The following is a 17,712-nucleotide window of genomic DNA, read 5'->3' as shown; positions in this document are numbered from 1 at the left end:
AATGAGTAGGAAATCGTCAGCCTATGCTTGATGCCGAACTAGGTGCCAACCTCGACAACAACTTCTCCAAAAACGCCACCTTATCCTCCATATCCTTAAGAGTCTGGGTAAACCTCAATTTATCCGCGCCGTCGAATTTATACACCTGCGACTGGCTTTGGATCATCAAGATCAACTCGCCGGTATCGATTTGCGGCGTGGCGGTAAACACGATGCGGCCGCCGGTGGCGTGGGCTTCAATTTTGCGGATGCCCAGATGCGCGGCTTGTTGCTTCAGTTCTGTGACCGCGAACAAGGCTTTGACCTGATCCGGCAATAGGCCAAAGCGGTCGATCATTTCGATTTTTAACTTGCGCAAATCGTCTTCGGTTTCGGCGCTGGCGATGCGTTTGTACAAAACAAGGCGGGCGTGGATGTCCGGCAAATAGTCTTCCGGAATCAAGGCTGCTACTTGCAGATCGACTTCCGGGCCATAGTCCAAAGGCGCGTCCAGTTCCGGCTGCTTGCCGGATTTCAAGGCTTTGACGGCGCGCTCCAGCAACTCGGTGTACAAGGTAAAGCCGATTTCCTGAATCTGTCCGCTTTGTTCGTCGCCCAGCAACTCGCCGGCGCCGCGGATTTCCATGTCGTGCGAGGACAGCATGAAGCCGGCGCCGAGTTCGCCGGAGGTCTCGAAGGCTTCCAGGCGCTTGATGGCGTCCTTGGTCATTAGCGTTTTCGGCGGCACGATGCAGTAGGCATACGCGCGGTGATGCGACCGACCGACCCGGCCGCGCAACTGGTGCAACTGGGCCAGGCCCAGCTTGTCGGCCCGGTTGATGACAATGGTGTTGGCGCTGGGGATGTCGATACCGCTTTCGATGATGGTGGTGGCGATTAGCACATTAAAACGCTGGTGATAAAAATCCAGCATGATTTGCTCCAGCTCGCGCTCGGCCATCTGGCCGTGGGCGATCTGAATCCGCGCTTCCGGCACCAGCTCGGCCAATTCGCGCATCATTTTGTCCATGGTCTTGACGTCGTTGTGCAGGAAGAATACCTGACCGCCGCGTTTGATTTCGCGCTGGCAGGCTTCCTGGACTTGCGAATCGATCCATTCGCTGACGAAGGTTTTGATCGCATGGCGGTTCGGCGGCGGCGTGGCGATGATGGAAATATCACGTAGGCCGGCCATGGCCATGTTCAAGGTTCTCGGGATTGGCGTTGCGGTCAGTGTCAGCAAGTCCAGTTCGCTGCGCAGCTTTTTGAAATGCTCTTTTTGAGTGACGCCGAAGCGGTGTTCCTCGTCGATGATCACCAAGCCCAAGGCCTTGTATTTCATATCCTTGGAAAGCAGCTTATGGGTGCCGATGACGATGTCGACCTTGCCCTCGGCCAGATCGTCGGCGATGGCGGTTTGCTGTTTGGCGGTGACGAAACGGGAGGTGACTTCAATGCGCACCGGCCAGTCGGCAAAGCGGTCGCGGAAGTTTTGATAGTGTTGCTGCGCCAGCAGGGTGGTTGGCACCAGCACCGCCACCTGTTTGCCGCTTTGCACCGCCACAAAGGCCGCACGCATCGCCACTTCGGTCTTGCCGAAGCCGACGTCGCCGCATACTACGCGGTCCATCGGTTGCGGCGCAGCCATATCTTGCAAAATCGCTTCGATGGCGCTGAGCTGATCGGGGGTTTCCTCGAACGGGAAGCCGGCGGCAAAGGCGTTGTAGTCGCTATTGTCGAAGCTAAAGGCAAAGCCGCCGCGCGCGGCGCGTTTGGCGTGGATGTCCAGCAATTCGGCGGCCACGTCGCGGGCCCGCTCCATGGCCTTTTGCTTGGCCTTGCTCCATTGCTCGGTGCCGAGTTTGTGTAAGGGGGCGTTTTCGGCGCTGACGCCGCTGTAGCGGCCAATCAGATGCAGCGACGCGACCGGTACGTAAATCTTGTCGCCGCCGGCATATTCCAGCATCAGAAACTCGGCTTCGATGCCGCCGACGGTCAGAGTCTGCAGCCCCAGATAGCGGCCGACGCCATGTTCCTGGTGGACCACCGGCGAGCCTATCGTCAGCTCGTCGAGGTTGTTGAAGATGTTTTCCAGTGCCCGGGCGGCGGATTTGGCCCGGCGCCGGCGCTGCTGGACTTTTTCGCCGCTGAGCTGGCTTTCGGTGATGATGGCCAGCTTCGGTTGGTCGAGCAACAGCCCGTGATCCATCGGCGCGACGACGATGCACGGCGACTGTTCGCTTTGCAGAAATTCCGGCCAGCTTTGGACTTGCTTGGCGGCCAGTTTGACGCTTTTCAGTTTCTCGATCAGGCCCTCGCGGTGGCCGGCAGTCTCGGCAACGAACAGGATTTTGCCGGCAAAGCCTTCGATGAACTGGCGCAGGCGCTGCGCCGGTTCTTTCAAGCGGCTATCGATGGCGACATCGGGCAACGTTTGGCAATGCAGCGATTCGCCTTGTTCACCTTGGTGGTCCAGCACGATGCGGCTGAAAGCTTGGGTTTTGCCAGCCAATTCGTCGGCGGCTAAAAACAGGCGCTGCGGCGGCAATAGCGGCCTGTCGACGTCGTATTTGCGTTGCTGATAACGCTCTTCGGCCTCGGCGTAAAACTGGCCGGCACCGGTTTCAAATTCGGCCGGTAGCACGAATAGCGCGCTGCTCGGCAAGTAATCGAACAGCGATTCGGTGCGCTCGACGAACAGCGGCAAATAATATTCGATGCCGGCCGGGGCGATTTGCTTGGAGACGTCGACGTACAGATTGTTTTTCGGCGAGGCGTCGGGGAATTGCTCGCGAAAGGCCTGGCGGAAGCGTTTGATCGCGTCGTCGGTAAATGGAAATTCGCGGGCCGGGAACAATTCGACTTTTTGCATTTTGTCCTGCGACATCTGCGTGTCGGGATCGAAACTGCGGATCGATTCGACGTCGTCGTCGAACAGCTCGATCCGGTACGGCTGCTTGGAGCCCATCGGGAACAGGTCCAAAATCGAGCCGCGTACCGCGAATTCGCCGTGCTGATACACCTGCGATACGCACTGGTAACCCACCGCTTCCAATTTGGCGCGGGTCAGGTCCAGGCTCAAGGTGCCGCCGACTTCAATGGCAAAACTGTGGGCCAGGATGTGTTCGCGCGGCGCCAGCCGGTGCATCAAGGTCGAGATCGGTACGATCAGTGCGCCGCGCTTGGTTTCCGGGAGCAGGGCCAGCGTACGCAAGCGTTCGGAAATGATTTCCGGCAACGGCGAAAACACATCGTAGGGCAGGGTTTCCCAGTCCGGAAATTGCAATATCGGATAGGCGCTGTCCAGAAAAAAGCCCAGTTCGTGCTCCAGGCGCAACGCGGTTTGCGTGTCCGGTGTGACGATGACGGCCAAGCGTTTTTCGCTGGCGATCGCCGTGGCGAGCGCCAGCGCATCGCCGCAGCCGGCTAGGTCGCGCCAGATATGGGCTTGGGTGGACTGTTTCGGTAATTCGGGAAGTTGTAGCGGAGACGCGTTCATGGCAATTGGAATGGGTATAGCGGGAACGACAGTGAGGCCAGGCTAACTGGCAAACGGAGTGGCTGTAGGTCTTGTCTGGAGGAAGGCCGCGTGCCAGCGTTTTTTAGGATCAAGCCAAGTTTTTTTGTTGGATCTCGATATCCTGCATGTAGCGTTGAATATTGGTTTCGAACGCCGGCGGAATGTCGGTGAAACGACAGCCGACTCGCTGCTGAGTACCGGTCACGGTGGCGCGTACTCGGGTTATTTCTTTGATTTCGAAGCTGATTTTGGCTTGTCCGCCGTCGTGCAGATACATCATGCAGCCTTCATGCTTGTCTTCCGGATTCAGATATTTGTCGAATTGCGAATCCGGATTCAGAAATGCAAACCCGGAAAAGCTCAGATCGACCAACCTAAATGAGGCTTTTAGCACCGTGGGTTCTGTATTCTCGATGTCGTCAGGATCCTGGGGCGGGGTAAACATCATTACGCACAGGCTGTTGGCATGCGAAAGCGGTACTTTAACCCGGTAGAACTGGCGGCGCTGCATCCAGAAAATCGCGTCTGGAATCGGCATTGCAAGTACCGGGTGGCCGTCACTTTGCGATTTCTTGATCGATTTGCCGCGGAAGGAGACCTTGATCCCTTCGTATTCGGTGCGGAACAGCACTTTGGGCGAATTCAGCAACTGTTTGTTCAACAACTCGGTGGGCGCGACATCGAGTGCCAACAGGTTGGCTTTCTGGTCGAGATCGATAATCGTGGTCAAAAACGATTGGTTGTGTTCGCCAAAGTGCGCAGAAATGATGCACTTTTTCTTTACCAGATCGGTCAGGTGGCCAAAAACCAGTTTGGAGCCTCTAACAAGATAGTCGGATTCTTTTTCCATTAAAGTTGCTAAATATTGCGGTGTGCGGAAAGGGCTATTGTAAAATAAGCAGGATTATAGTGTATAGGCAGGAGTTTTGATGGGTTGGTTGCTGTTGTTGGTGGCGGGGTGTTCGGAAATCGTGTTTGCAGTAAGTCTGAAATATAACGATGGCTTCACCAAGCTATGGCCTAGTGTGGTAACCGGCGTCTCCGGTATCGCCAGCTTTTACTTGCTGATGTTGGCTATCCGTACTTTGCCGTTGGGAACCGCCTATGCGGTTTGGACCGGCATGGGGGCGGTCGGCGTTGCCGTGATCGGTGTCCTTTGGTTTAAGGAGCCTGCCGACTGGGTGCGGCTGGCGTCGATTATGTTTATTGTCGTCGGTATCGTCGGCCTGAAACTGACCCACGCCGAGTGATGTTGCATTTGTTGTCGCAATTGCCGTTGCAGGCCGAGGTGTTTGCGAGAATGGCGCCCGGCGACGATATCGTGTTGCTGGATGCCACGGTCTGCGGTGCGTTACGCGGCCATCAAGATAACCGGCTGTTGCAGCAGGTCATGGCGCGAGCCTGCCAAGTCTATGCGATGCGGGACATGGTCGAGGCGTATGGCTTACAAGCGGGGCGGCTGTTGCCCGGTGTGGAACCCATAGATTACGCTGGGCTGGTCGAGCTGACCGTTAAACACCCCGCGATCCATTCCTGGTGTTGATTTACGACGGCGCGGTTTTGGACACCACGGCAGACGGTTTCTTGCGCGACGCAGCGCAATGGAACCGACGCGTCGCCGAGGTGTTAGCACAGGCAGAAGCGTTGGAACTGGAGGATGCGCATTGGGAAATCCTGTATTTCATCCGCGACTACTACGCCCGCTTTAAACACCTGCCCAATGCCCGGATGTTTGTCGCCGCAGTGCGCAAGCAATTTGGCGAAGACAAAGGCAATAGCCGCTATCTGCAAAAACTATTTCCCAAAGGGCCGCTGAAATACGCTTGCAAGATAGCCGGCTTGCCGAAACCGCCCACTTGTTTATAACGATTTCGAGAGAATTTAATGACTAATCCGCGTGTTGGTTTTATCAGTTTGGGTTGCCCGAAAGCGCTGGTCGATAGCGAGCAGATTTTGACCCGCTTGCGGTCCGAGGGCTACCAGGTTTCGCCGAATTACAAGGATTCCGATCTGGTTATCGTCAATACTTGCGGCTTTATCGATGCCGCGGTGGAAGAGTCGCTGGACAGCATCGGCGAAGCTTTGGCCGAAAACGGCAGGGTCATCGTCACCGGTTGTCTGGGGGCGCGGCAGGACGAGATTCTGGCCCGCCATCCGCAAGTGCTGAAAATTACCGGCGCCCACGCCACCGACGAGGTGCTGGACGCGGTACACGAACACTTGCCGCCGGCGCACAATCCCTTCCTGGAGCTGTTACCGCCGCAAGGCATCAAATTGACGCCCAAGCATTACGCCTACTTGAAGATTTCGGAAGGCTGCAACCACCGCTGTACCTTTTGCATCATTCCGTCGATGCGTGGCGACCTGGTCAGCCGGCCGATCGACGACGTTATGGCCGAGGCGGAACGCCTGGCTGCCGCCGGTGTAAAAGAGCTGTTGATCGTATCGCAGGATACCAGCGCTTATGGCCTGGATTTACACTACCAAAGCCGGGCTTGGCGCGGCCGCGACTACCAAACCCGTTTCAAGGATTTGGCGGCGGCATTGGGCGAGCTGGGAGTTTGGGTGCGGATGCATTACGTCTATCCCTATCCGCATGTTGACGATGTGGTGCCGTTGATGGCCGACGGGAAAATTTTGCCGTATCTGGATATTCCGTTTCAACATGCCAGCAGCCGAATTTTGAAGCTGATGAAGCGGCCGGCTGCGGCGGAAAACAATCTGGAGCGTATCCGTGCCTGGCGCAACATTTGTCCTGATTTAACCATTCGTAGCACCTTCATCGTCGGTTTTCCCGGCGAAACCGAGCAGGAATTCGAAGAGCTGTTGCAGTTTTTGAGCGAAGCGCAAATGGATCGGGTCGGTTGTTTTGCCTATTCGCCGGTTAAGGGCGCGGCGGCAAACGCGCTGCCGGATGCGGTGCCGGAACAGGTCAAGCAGGAGCGGTTGGCGCGGTTTATGGAGCATCAGGCTGCGATCAGCGCCGAACGCTTACAGCGACGGATAGGATGCCGTGAGACCGTCTTGATCGACGAGGTCGTCGAAGAAGGGGCGGTGGCGCGCAGCAGAAGCGATGCCCCCGAAATCGACGGTCAAGTGTTCATCGACGGCGCAAGCCACCTGCAGGTTGGAAGCTTCGTCGACGTCGAAATCGAAGACGCCGACGACTACGACCTGTGGGCCAAACTGGTCTAACAAAAAAGCCGCTGGTGAGGCGGCTTTTTTATCGGGCTTATAACGGAGTAACGTTTTCCGCTTGTGGGCCTTTTTGGCCGTTGGTCACTTCCATCGTGACTTTTTGGCCTTCTTTCAAAGTTCTGCGGCCGCTGCCGTTGATTGCGCTGAAATGCACAAACACATCTTTGCCGCCCTCTTGTTCGATGAAGCCGAAACCTTTTTCATCGTTGAACCATTTAACTTTGCCTTCTACTTGAACTGACATAAATTTCTCTTGCTTTAAAAAGTGCTATTCGCTGGTTTGGAACTAGGGTTTGTGACTAAAGCGGGTAAGCGGAAAACAAAGTTTGTTGATCCTATTGCGAGCTTGAAAAGCGACAACGATACCGAGCTAAATCGGCTTCATTATACATGCCTCGTCGCGGCTATCCACAAAAAGTAAAGCGATTTTTGCTCCTAACGACCCGGCTTTGCACGGTAGTGTCTGCGGCGAATGCAAGCGGACAGGTGTGTCGGCAAAAGGGAGTTTAGTCAAGTTATTGAAATTAATGATGCTTTTTTGATGGGGCTATGGCCGGCTCCAGAGTTCCAGTTGGCGCTGGCAAACCGATAATATTTTGCTGAAGGCGATACAAATTTGGTATTTTTGGCAATTGGCCAAACGGGCAGCGCTCCGTCGCCGCCGAGACCACGTTAGAAATAATGGCCGTTTAGCAAAAAATGGGTGGCAATGCTGCCGAAGAAACCCAGTAAAATCACCGGCATCCATTTCAAATGGGCGCTAAAGGTGTAAACCCCCTTCATTTGCCCCATCAGACCGACGCCGGCCGCCGAGCCGATTGCCAACAGGCTGCCGCCGACACCGGCAGTCAGCGTCACTAACAGCCATTGGCCTTGCGAGATATCCGGGTGCATGGTCAGCACAGCGAACATGATTGTGCCGTTGTCGATGAAGGCGGAAAAAATGCCGACCAGAATGTTGGCAATGGTCGGGTCCATGCCGATGTACAACACGTTGGAGGCCATCGTCAGGTAGCCGATGAAACTCAAACCGCCAACGCTCATCATTACGCCGTAGAAAAACAGCAAGGTGTCCCACTCCAGATGGGCGACGCTTTTGAATACGTCGAACTTCTGATCTTGGCGACTAGCTGGCAGCTCCACTTGGAATAATTTGTAAACGTGGGCAAAGTCGCTGCCCTTGGCTCTGCCTTCTGTTTTTTGCAGGTAATAACCGAGAAACTTGAGATAGGTCAGACCGGCCAGCATGCCGGCGGCGGGCGGCAGTTTCAAAAAGTTCTCGAAGCAGACCGCGGTAATGATGGTCAACAAAAACAGCACAATCATCGCTAATGCACCGCGCTTCATAATTGGCGCTCGACCGACCGCCCCCGGAAATTCCCGCGGAATCCAGAAATGCATGACGATTGCCGGCAGCGCAAAATTGACGATAGCTGGAATGAACAGCGAGAAGAAATCGGCGAACGGCACCACTCCACTTTGCCAGACCAATAGCGTGGTGATATCGCCGAATGGACTGAACGAACCGCCGGCGTTAGTGGCTACGACCACATTGATAGCCGCCAGCGTTACGAAGCGAGGGTTGTCCTTGCCCATGGCCGTAATTACCGCGCCCATCAACAAGGCAGTGGTCAGATTGTTACAAACCGAGGACATGAAAAACGACATGCAGCCGGTTATCCAGAACAGTTTGCGGTAGCTGAAGCCCTTGCTCAGTAGCCAGACCCGCAAATTATCGAACACGCCGCGATTTTCCATTGCGTTCAAATAGGCCATAGACACCATGATGAACAAAAACAGCTCCGCATATCCGATCAGTGCGGCGCGGAAGGCTTGCCCGGCTTCCTCGCGCATGCCGCCGTGTACGTAGACGCCGGCGATAAAAGCCCAGATCAAACTTGCCGCCAAGACCATCGGTTTGGATTTGTTCAGTTCCGTGACTTCCTCGGTCATGGCCAAGGTATAGGCCAGCGAGAAGATGCAAATGGCCAAGTAGCCGACCCAATGATGGGTCAGGTCGAGAACGTGGGCGGTGGCGGGGTCTGCGCTGGCCCAAGCCAGGATTGGCGAGCAAGCACATAGCAGAAACAGCGAAATACGTAGTAACACGAGCGAACTCCTTTCAAAATTTGAAGCCCAGACTGTCGCGGCGGTATCGAGTTCCTTGGCCGCGAAAGCAGCCCGCGTTTCCAGCCGAAACCGGAAATGCGGGTGGATGTTGTGAAGGTTTAATTACCCGCTGTTTCCAGCAGATACGTCAACCACAACGACGAGAGTTTTTCCTGCACGGTATTTTGCCGCAAGCGGGCGTTCAAATTCGGAAAGTCCACGTAATCCAAGGCTTGGTCCTGGTTGTAGCAGGAGTACATGAAGCTTTCCTCGCCGGTTTCCGGATCGACATGCTTGCATAAGCATTGCGCGCAGACGCCTTTCATCATGCACTGCATGGGCGAGTTGATCGAGCCGACCGCTTCGTGGCCGGCCTTCAAATACGGTTTCAGCGCCGCGAAGCGGGCTGCCTTAACCGCTGCCATCATCCGGTCGGAGCCGATCACGATCAGATGGTCCACGTCCTGCAATTTCAGCGTGGTCTCGCCCAGGTGGCCCTCAGCGTAGGCGACCATCGCTTCGACGATGTTGCCGACGAAGGTTTTATCCTGCGGCCTTGTGACCGGGATGGCGTCGTTGCCGGGTATGTTGTCGACGGCCCAGACGATGACGTCGGAGGCTTCCTCGATTTCCGGTACCTTGAACAAGTCGATCCGGTTGCGGTAGCCGGCGAAATACAACACTTTGTTGCCGGCGGCGCGCATGGCTTTGCCGATCGAGAACAATACCGCGTTGCCCAAGCCGCCGCCCAACAGCAACACGGTCTTGCCGGTCGGGATTTCGGTCGGGGCGCCGGTGACGCCCATCAATACCAGAGGATCGCCGGGTTTCCAGGTCGCGCACAGGCGGCTGGAGCTGCCCATTTCCAATGCAATCAAGGATACCAGGCCTTTTTCTTTGTCAACCCAGGCGCCGGTCAAGGCCAAGCCTTCGGCGGCCAGCGTGGTGCCTTCGACCACCGGTGCCAGCGATTCGTAATTCTGCACCCGGTAAAATTGGCCGGGTTCGAAATGTTTGGCTGCCGCCGGGGCTTTGATCACGACCTCAATAATCGTTGGGGTCAGGCGGTTGACCTCGACGACGCGGGCGATGAACAACTCGTCCAATTTATCCTGCAAACCGTGCAGTTGCGCATCGCGCGAGCCTTGTTGGGTCGGATCGAGTGCAGCCAGTTCGTTGGCGAACAGCTTGACGATATAGGGGTAACCGTCTTTCGCGCTGGCCATCGCTTTAACCACGTTGCCGGCGTAAACCGGGTGGTTGTCGCCGTAGAAGGTGATGTAACGGCCTTCGCTTTGGTATGAGGTAAACGGCGCCGGTTTGCCGACCTTAACTTGAGCTTCGTCGGCCATCGGTGCCAGTTGCGCTTTGCCGTCCAGCCAGTCAGGTTCGTGACGTTTGTAGAATTTGCCTTCCATTGCGAAGGTGCGCGGATGCTCGGACTGGTAGATCGTGTTCGGCGCGGTGCCGGCGGCAATGAACAGGCCGCGCAAGCTTACTTCGACCTCGTCGGTTTTCTTCCAGCGGCCTTCCTGCTCGGTCAGTTTCTCGAAACGGACGGCTTTCAAATGGCCGTATTGGTCTTCGATCGCTTCCAGCGGACTCATGCCTTCTGCCAGATAAATGCCTTCGGACAAAGCTTCGTGAATTTCTTCGTGGTTTTGCCGGTAGGCTGGCGAGTCCTTGATGCCTTTGCGGTAGAACAGCGTGACGCCGCCCCATTGCTTCAGGAACGGCAGGAAGTTCGGCGTTTCGCCGGCTGCGGCTGCACGCTCGCGTTCTTGCTCGATGACCCGGCCGTGGGCCAGGAATTCTTCCAGAATTTCCAGTTCCTCGGCGTCGTAACGGCGGCGGACTTCGGCTTCGCCGTATTTCGCCACCAGCTTCTCGTAACGATGCAGGATTTTGCTGACCTGACCGGGGTAATACGCCAGCAGTTCGGTCGCGGTATCGATCGCGGTCAAGCCGCCGCCGATCACGCCGGCCGGCAAGCGCACTTGCAGGTTGGCCAGCGAGGATTCCTTGGCGGCGCCGGTCAATTGCAAGCCCATCAAAAAGTCGGAGGCCTTGCGGATGCCGCGGGTCATGTTGTTTTTCAGGTCGATGATGGTTGGCTTGCCGGCGCCGCTGGCGATCGCAATATGGTCGAAACCCAGCTCCCAGGCTTCATCAATCGTAATGGTGCCGCCGAAGCGAATGCCGCCATAGCATTTGAAAGCGTTGCGGCGCAGCAGGGTCAGGTAAATCACTTTCAGGAAGTTTTTATCCCAGCGCACGGTAATGCCATATTCGGCGACGCCGCCGAAACCGAGCATGACCCGCTTGTCCAGATCTTCGTACAAATCCTTGAAATCAATGATCGGCATGGGCGGATTGTTACGGTCGCCGGTCAAATGCAGCGGCAACGGCTCGATTTTCAATGCATCGATGCCGACGACGCCGAAGCCTTCGTTCAACAGGTAATGCGCCAGGGTGTAACCGGCCGGTCCCATGCCGGCGACCAGCACGTTTTTGCCGTTATAGGGCAATGCCACTGAACGTTTGACGTTGAGCGGGTTCCAGCGGGTCAACAGGCTGTAAATCTCGAAGCCCCAAGGCATGAACAGCACGTCGGTCAGCACGTTGGTTTCGATCTGCGGAATGTTGACCGACTCGGTTTTTTGATAAATACAGCCGCGCATGCAGTCGTTGCAAATCCGGTGGCCGGTGCCGGGGCACATCGGATTGTCGATGATGATCATCGCCAGCGCGCCGATGTTGTCGCCCTGACGTTTGACCACGTGCATTTCGGAAATCTTTTCTTCCAGCGGGCAGCCAGTCATCAACGCGTTCAAATGGTTGGTTTTGAACGTGCCGTCTTTTTTGTTCTTGATGCCTTTCGAGCAGGAATCGTTGTCGCGGTCGTGGCAGTAAATGCAGTGGTCGACCTCGTACAAGGTCTGGCGCTGGTTGAAGCGCTTGTCGGTCAAGGCGAAACCGTCGCGGCGGCGATGGTGATGGTCGTCGCAAGCCCAAACGCCATAGCCATTTTGATCGACCGTTTCGTGGTCTACCAGATTATCCAGGTTGGTTTTTGCCGGGACTTTAAAGCTCAACCATTTCGCGACCAGACTTTGCAATTCCGGAACCTGCTTGGCAGCAAAGCTCCAGCGGCAAACCGTGTCGTAACCGGCCAGCGTTTCCGCGCTGGCGTTTTCCTGTTGCGCTGCCCGCCACAGGTCGGCGCCGAGTTCGCTGACGGCCAGTTCCGGGTCGGTGTTGAACAAATCCTGTTTGCCGGCGGCGGCCAATAAAGCGTCCATTTCCGCGCGCAATGCGGCGATATCCCAGCCGTCGATGGTTTGTCCTTTGAACGATTTGGCCAGATTGCCGACAATCTCGGTGCGGTAGGTAAATACGCTGTCGAACTCGCCACGGATGTGGCTGATTTGCTTGTCGCGCACGTCTTGCACGTTGAACAGCTTGGCGACGAAGGTGCCGACCAGCGGCGCCGTTCTGACCAGTAGCTCGGATATGTCTTCCGGCTTCATGCCGTCGCCGCCGCAGGCGCGGTAGGCGGCAATTTCGTCGAACAGAGCCGAGTCGTGATGCTTGACCGATTGGTCGAACACGGTCAGCAAATCGGCCAGGCGCTTGCTGTCGTATAGGTCTTTGTATTCGAAGCCGGGGATGCCGAGTGTCAATTGGGTCAGTTCGCGAGTATTTAGCTGTTGGGTCATCAAGTTATTCCGGATATGTACGCTTGAAGTTGGAAATCAGAATTTGGCGGCCGCTTAAGGCATGTCGTCGACGACGTTGTCCTTGGCCGGCGGCATCAAGTCTTCGCGGGTCAGGCCGAGGCTCAACGCCAGCGAGCTGGCGATATAAATCGACGAATAAGTGCCCTTGACCACGCCGATCAGCATCGCGATGGCAAAGCCGTGGATGGTTTTGCCGCCCAGAAACGCCAGCGCCAGCAAGGTCAGGAATACGGTCAAAGAGGTCAGGATGGTCCGGCTCAGCGTATCGTTCAGCGCGGTGTTGACGATGTCGTGGATCGAATCTTTGATCCGGCTGGTGCGGACGGTTTCCCGGATCCGGTCGTAGACGACGATGGTATCGTTGATTGAGTAGCCGATCAGGGCCAGAATCGCCGACAGTACGGTCATGTCGAATTCCCAGCCGAATACCGAGAAAAAGCCCATCGTGATGATGGTGTCGTGGAACAGCGCGGCGATCGCGCTCAACGACAGTTTCCACTCGAAGCGGATGCTGACGTAGACCATGATGCCGATAAAGGCGAACAACAGCGCCAAACCGCCGTCGTTGATCAGGTCTTCGCCGACCTGCGGGCCGACGAACTCGACGCGGCGCAATTCGCCGGGCTGGGCTTGGCTACTATTGGCAACTTTCAGGACTTTTTCGCTAAGTTCCTTTTGGCTGATGCTTTCCACCGGTTTCAGCCGGATCAGTACGTCCGCCGCACTGCCGAAATGCTGCAGATTGGCGTCGGCAAAGCCTTCCTGCTCCAGCGTGGCGCGCATTTTGTCCAGATCCGCGGCTTGGTTGTAATGCATTTCGTAGACGCTGCCGCCGGTGAAATCGATGCCCAGATCCAGGCCCTTGGCGAAAAACGAAATGATCGAAATCAGTAGCAGGCTGCCGGAAAAGAAAAAGGCTATTTTTCTTTTGCTGAGAAAGTCGATGTGTCGCGCGGAAGTCATGTCGAATGTTCCTGATTTTAGAATTGATGGGTTGTTGCCGGCGGCCTGAATCACTTGGGCGCAGTTAGTGGGGCCGAAGCGGAATTAGTCGGCGAATTGTACTATTTTCTCCAGAACGTGGGTGTAAAAAGCACGATCAGCGTGAATACTTCCAGTCGTCCCAGCAGCATCGCGATCGAACAAATCCAGGTTTGAAAATCGCTGAGTACGCCGTAATTTTGGGCCGGGCCGATCACGTTCAAACCCGGTCCGGCGTTGTTAATGCAGGCAATGATGCCGCTAAGCGCCGAAATCGGGTCCAGCCCGGAAAAGATCAGCGAAAAGGTCAGTACCACGATCGAGATGAAGTACAAAAAGATGAACGCCAAAACCGCGAAAATGATCTTGTTCGCAATCGGGGTATCGCCGATCCGAATCGGATTAACCGCCCGCGGATGCAGGATGCTGAACATTTCCCGGCCGGCCTGCTTCCAGAGTAGCAATGTGCGGAACATTTTGATGCCGCCGCCGGTAGAGCCGGTGCAGGCGGTGATGCAACTCAGATACAACATCCACCACGGCACGAACGGCGGCCAGCGATCGTAGTCGGTGCTCATCAGGCCGCAGTCGGTAGCGACCGAAACCAGATTGAACGCGACGTGGCGCAGGCTTTCGAAAATGTCCGGATAAGTACCGAAATGCCACAAGTAGCCGGCGCACAGCAGAATGCTGCCGGATACCACGCCCAGCATCGGAATCGCTTCCGGATCGAGCAGGTAAGGTTTCAGGCTGAATTGGTGTATGACTGTGTAATGCGTGGCGAAATTGATGGCTGAAATCAGCATAAACACGATCAGCACAAATTCGATCGCCGGGGAATCGTAATAACTGATGCTGGCGTCGTGGGTCGAGAATCCGCCCAGGCCCAGTGTCGAGAACGCGTGGCAGAGCGCATCGAACCAGCCCATGCCGGCCAGTTTTAGGCTCAACGTGCATAACACCGTGGCGCCGGCATACACCAGCCACAGCAAACGGGCGGTTTCGGTGATGCGCGGCGTGATTTTACTGTCCTTGACCGGGCCGGCGATTTCGGCCTTGTACAACTGCATGCCCCCAACGCCCAGCAGCGGCAGAATCGCCACGGCCAACACGATGATGCCCAGGCCGCCGATCCAGTTCAATTCATGCCGCCACAGGTTCAATGACGGCGCCAACTGATCCAGACCCACCAGCACGGTAGCGCCGGTCGTGGTGAAGCCGGAGACGCATTCGAAAAAAGCATCGGTAAACGACAATCCGGGAATGCCCCAGATCAACGGCAAGGTTGCCGCCGAAGACATCAAAATCCAGAACGAAGCCACCAGCAGATAGCCGTCGCGGGTTTTGACGTCGCCGCGAAAGCGCATGGTCAGGCCCGAGAGCAGGCTGCCGACGCCAATATTCAAAGACATGCCGTTGACGAAATGTTCGGCCATGCCGTCGTCGAAATATAAAGACGTCGCAATCGGCAAGATATAAGTCAAACCGAATACCATCAGAATCAGGCCGAGCACAAAGCCAAGGGTGCAAAAACGTCGCATGTTTGTCGTCTGAATCGATCCGAGAGGAGGGTTGCCGTAAAGGGAGCGCGCGGGCCGGGAGCTCAGGGCCTGCCGCCAGGTGAGTCGGGCGCGCCGCAGCCGGCAATTGTAACAAACAATCCGGAATTTGGCCTTGTCACAAAACCTTAAACAAAGCGTCATCCGCTTGTCACAAATCACCCCTAAACTGGCCGTGCAGTCAAGGATTGTTGAAGGTAAGGAAAATCCAAGATATTGAGTTTGCGCGACAGTCGCGGCCGACGCGCGCAACAAACGGGAGGGCTAAGCCATGAAGCTAATTTATTCCATCCACAAATACGACGTGACGATGTTCACCTGGGTTAACGGCGTGGCGATTCGGGCCAGTCTAATGCCGGCGTGCCGGGGTATTTCCCGTACCGCCGACGGCTTGCTGTATGTGCTGGCGGCCGCTTGGCTGTATTGGGATCGCGGCGGTCAGGACGGGTTGTTGCAAGCCATGGTTTTGGCGTTTTTGATCGAAAGACCGGTGTATTTCGCGCTGAAGAAAGGTTTCAAACGTAACCGTCCGCAGCAAGCGCTGAGCAATTTTACTAGTGCGATCAAGCCGGCCGACCAGTTCAGCTTTCCGTCCGGCCACACTTCGGCGGCGTTCATGGTGGCAACCCTGTTCGGCTATTGCCTGCCGGCGTTGGCGACGGTTTTGTATTGCTGGGCGGCGGCGGTCGGCTTTTCCAGAGTCGTGCTGGGGGTGCATTTTCCGACCGACACGCTGATGGGGATGGTGCTGGGTGTCGGCATCGCAATTTTTAGTCTCAACTACGTTCTATCATGAAAATTTTTTACGGTGTGCAGGGCACGGGTAACGGCCACATTACCCGGGCGCGGGTAATGGCGAAGGAATTATACGCGGCCGGTTGCGAAGTGGACTTTCAGTTCAGCGGTCGCCCGGCGGAGCAATACTTCGACATGGAAGTGTTCAACGGTTACCAGGTGAAAACCGGTTTGACCTTCAACACCCACAAAGGCCAGGTCAGCTATTTGAAGACCGCGATCGAGGCCAGTCCGATTCGGTTTGTTAGAGACATTAACAGCTTGGATTTGAGCGGATACGATTTGGTGATCAGCGATTTCGAGCCGGTCACCGCCTGGGCCGCGAAACGGCAGCAGAAACAAGTGTTAGGCATCGGCCATCAATATGCATTCGGTCACAAGATTCCGCGTGCCGGCGGCGATCCGATCGCCGAGCGGGTCATGAAATATTTCGCGCCGGCCGATATCGGTATCGGTCTGCATTGGCATCATTTCGGCCAGCCGATTCTGCCGCCGATCATCGAGACGCCGGAGTTGCCGCCGCAGGTACAGTCCAACAAAATCGTGGTGTATCTGCCGTTCGAAGACGGCGAGGAAGTGGTCAGACTGTTGTGTCCGTTCGAAAATTTCGAGTTCCACGTCTATTCGCCGCAGCCGGTGGCGTCCAAATACTCGCACGTGCAATGCAAACCGCTGTCGCGCGACGGCTTTCAGCGTGACTTGTACGATTGTGCCGGCATTATCAGCAACGCGGGTTTCGAACTGGCCAGCGAGTCATTGCAGTTGGGCAAGAAAATTTTGGTCAAGCCGTTACACGCGCAGATGGAACAAATCTCCAATGCCGAGGCGCTGAAACAACTGGGTTACGGCCACACCATGTTCGATCTGGATCCGCAAGCGATTGAGGATTGGCTACACAACCCGCATAGCGTGCGGGTGACTTATCCCAACGTGGCCAAGAGCATCGTGCAATGGATCACCTGCGGCATGCCGCAGATCGATACCGAGTTCGTCGAGCGGGTCTGGGAATCGGTTGAAGTATTGCCGATCAAGCACTAGGTCGGCGCTCGGCCGCTAATCGTTATCCTCTTCCGGAATCTGCGCTTTCAGCATTTGCGACAACAGCGTTTGCGCGCCGCTGGTGACGATTTCTTCGCCCGGATGTAAACCTTCGGCGACGAAATAATGTCCGCCGTTGACGGAATAGGCGGCCAGCGGCCGGCGGCTGAAATGGGTCGCATCGGTTTTGACGAACACCCAGGCTTGACCCGTGTGCCAAACCACTGCCGATTGCGGCAGGTCTACGCCGGGTTCGCCGGCCGGACCGCTGGGCAACCAGGCCGTGACGTGGGTGCCCAACGGCCAGCGGCATTGGCCGCACTTGAAAAAATAGCGCTGACCCAGCGTAACCGGATCGGCTAACGGCGCGGCCGAGACCAGCTCGGCACTGAGCGCGGACTGGCGTTGTCCGGCCGGATCGACTTGAATCCGGACCACGCCGGGTTCTAGACGGCTGCCGGCCGGCAGTGTGATTTGCAGCAGTTGCGCCCGGTGTTCGAGCAATTCGGCGGCGACTTTGTGCTGCGGGTGGGTGAACCACTCGGTCAGTGTGTCGCCCCAGGTCAAACGACTGTTGGCGGCGATTAGTTGCTGCTGGTAACTGTTGGCGGCCAGATTGGCTTGGTCTGCATCGCGTATCGCTTGCTGCTCTTGCAGACGGCGGGTGGAAACGATGTCCTGGCGGTGCAGGTCGCGGGTGCGGTTTAGATTGTGTTCGGCTTCGCTGAAGCGGGAACGGGCTCCGGCCTGCTGGGCGCTCGCCGCCAGCAATTTCTGGCGGCGAGCGCCCAGC

At 56.4% G+C, this 17,712-nt stretch carries 14 protein-coding genes; 6 read left to right on the top strand and 8 right to left on the bottom strand.

Features of this window, described 5'->3' with window-relative positions; genetic code table 11:
- Positions 1-16: 16 nt before the first annotated feature.
- A complete protein-coding gene (gene mfd, locus C2U68_RS04870) occupies positions 17-3,478 on the bottom strand; it encodes a transcription-repair coupling factor (protein WP_140911394.1) in 3,462 nt (1,153 codons plus the stop codon).
- A gap of 109 nt (positions 3,479-3,587) precedes the next feature.
- Complete coding sequence (locus C2U68_RS04865; RefSeq protein WP_140911393.1) at positions 3,588-4,349, bottom strand: flagellar brake protein; 762 nt, start codon at positions 4,347-4,349, stop codon at positions 3,588-3,590.
- A gap of 79 nt (positions 4,350-4,428) precedes the next feature.
- Here C2U68_RS04865 and C2U68_RS04860 point away from each other — a divergent pair, with 79 nt between their 5' ends.
- From C2U68_RS04860 to rimO, 4 genes are read left to right on the top strand one after another with little or no spacing between them, the layout of a single operon-like run.
- Positions 4,429-4,749, top strand: a complete 321-nt coding sequence (locus tag C2U68_RS04860) for a DMT family transporter (RefSeq protein WP_140911392.1) — start codon at positions 4,429-4,431, stop codon at positions 4,747-4,749.
- Positions 4,749-5,042, top strand: a complete 294-nt coding sequence (gene tusB, locus C2U68_RS04855) for a sulfurtransferase complex subunit TusB (protein ID WP_140911391.1) — start codon at positions 4,749-4,751, stop codon at positions 5,040-5,042. Before C2U68_RS04860 ends, tusB begins: the two co-directional genes overlap by 1 nt.
- Complete coding sequence (locus C2U68_RS04850; RefSeq protein ID WP_222101868.1) at positions 5,033-5,365, top strand: TusE/DsrC/DsvC family sulfur relay protein; 333 nt, start codon at positions 5,033-5,035, stop codon at positions 5,363-5,365. Before tusB ends, C2U68_RS04850 begins: the two co-directional genes overlap by 10 nt.
- 18 nt (positions 5,366-5,383) lie before the next feature.
- The gene (rimO, locus tag C2U68_RS04845) at positions 5,384-6,694 is read left to right on the top strand and encodes a 30S ribosomal protein S12 methylthiotransferase RimO (protein WP_140911389.1); all 1,311 of its coding nucleotides are present in this window, start codon (positions 5,384-5,386) and stop codon (positions 6,692-6,694) included.
- Between the two features lie 37 nt (positions 6,695-6,731).
- Here the strand turns inward: rimO and C2U68_RS04840 are convergent, their stop codons facing one another.
- The 5 genes from C2U68_RS04840 to C2U68_RS04820 form a co-directional block, all read right to left on the bottom strand.
- Positions 6,732-6,941 carry a cold-shock protein gene (locus C2U68_RS04840; protein ID WP_054760518.1) on the bottom strand — a complete coding sequence of 70 codons (210 nt, stop codon included), beginning with the start codon at positions 6,939-6,941 and terminating at the stop codon, positions 6,732-6,734.
- A 428-nt stretch (positions 6,942-7,369) separates the two neighbouring features.
- Complete coding sequence (gene nhaD, locus C2U68_RS04835; RefSeq protein WP_409563844.1) at positions 7,370-8,782, bottom strand: sodium:proton antiporter NhaD; 1,413 nt, start codon at positions 8,780-8,782, stop codon at positions 7,370-7,372.
- Positions 8,783-8,925: 143 nt separating this feature from the next.
- On the bottom strand, positions 8,926-12,525 hold the full coding sequence (locus C2U68_RS04830) for an FAD-dependent oxidoreductase (protein ID WP_140911387.1): 3,600 nt from the start codon (positions 12,523-12,525) through the stop codon (positions 8,926-8,928).
- A gap of 54 nt (positions 12,526-12,579) precedes the next feature.
- A complete protein-coding gene (secF, locus tag C2U68_RS04825) occupies positions 12,580-13,509 on the bottom strand; it encodes a protein translocase subunit SecF (RefSeq protein ID WP_140911386.1) in 930 nt (309 codons plus the stop codon).
- 101 nt (positions 13,510-13,610) lie between these two features.
- Entirely contained in the window at positions 13,611-15,068 is a 1,458-nt protein-coding gene (locus C2U68_RS04820) for a TrkH family potassium uptake protein (RefSeq protein ID WP_140911385.1), read from the bottom strand.
- Between the two features lie 289 nt (positions 15,069-15,357).
- Between C2U68_RS04820 and C2U68_RS04815 the strand changes: the two genes are divergently transcribed.
- On the top strand, positions 15,358-15,882 hold the full coding sequence (locus tag C2U68_RS04815; RefSeq protein WP_140911384.1) for a phosphatase PAP2 family protein: 525 nt from the start codon (positions 15,358-15,360) through the stop codon (positions 15,880-15,882).
- On the top strand, positions 15,879-16,919 hold the full coding sequence (locus C2U68_RS04810; protein ID WP_140911383.1) for an MJ1255/VC2487 family glycosyltransferase: 1,041 nt from the start codon (positions 15,879-15,881) through the stop codon (positions 16,917-16,919). The genes C2U68_RS04815 and C2U68_RS04810 overlap by 4 nt, the downstream gene beginning before the upstream one ends.
- 15 nt (positions 16,920-16,934) lie before the next feature.
- Here C2U68_RS04810 and C2U68_RS21090 read toward each other — a convergent pair.
- Positions 16,935-17,712 (bottom strand): efflux RND transporter periplasmic adaptor subunit (locus C2U68_RS21090; protein WP_186289498.1); only part of this gene is annotated, 778 nt, incomplete at its 5' end.

The sequence above is a fragment of the Methylomonas koyamae genome (genome assembly GCF_006483455.1).
Lineage (GTDB): Bacteria > Pseudomonadota > Gammaproteobacteria > Methylococcales > Methylomonadaceae > Methylomonas > Methylomonas koyamae_B.
This window is presented reverse-complemented; position numbering and strand designations above follow the sequence as displayed.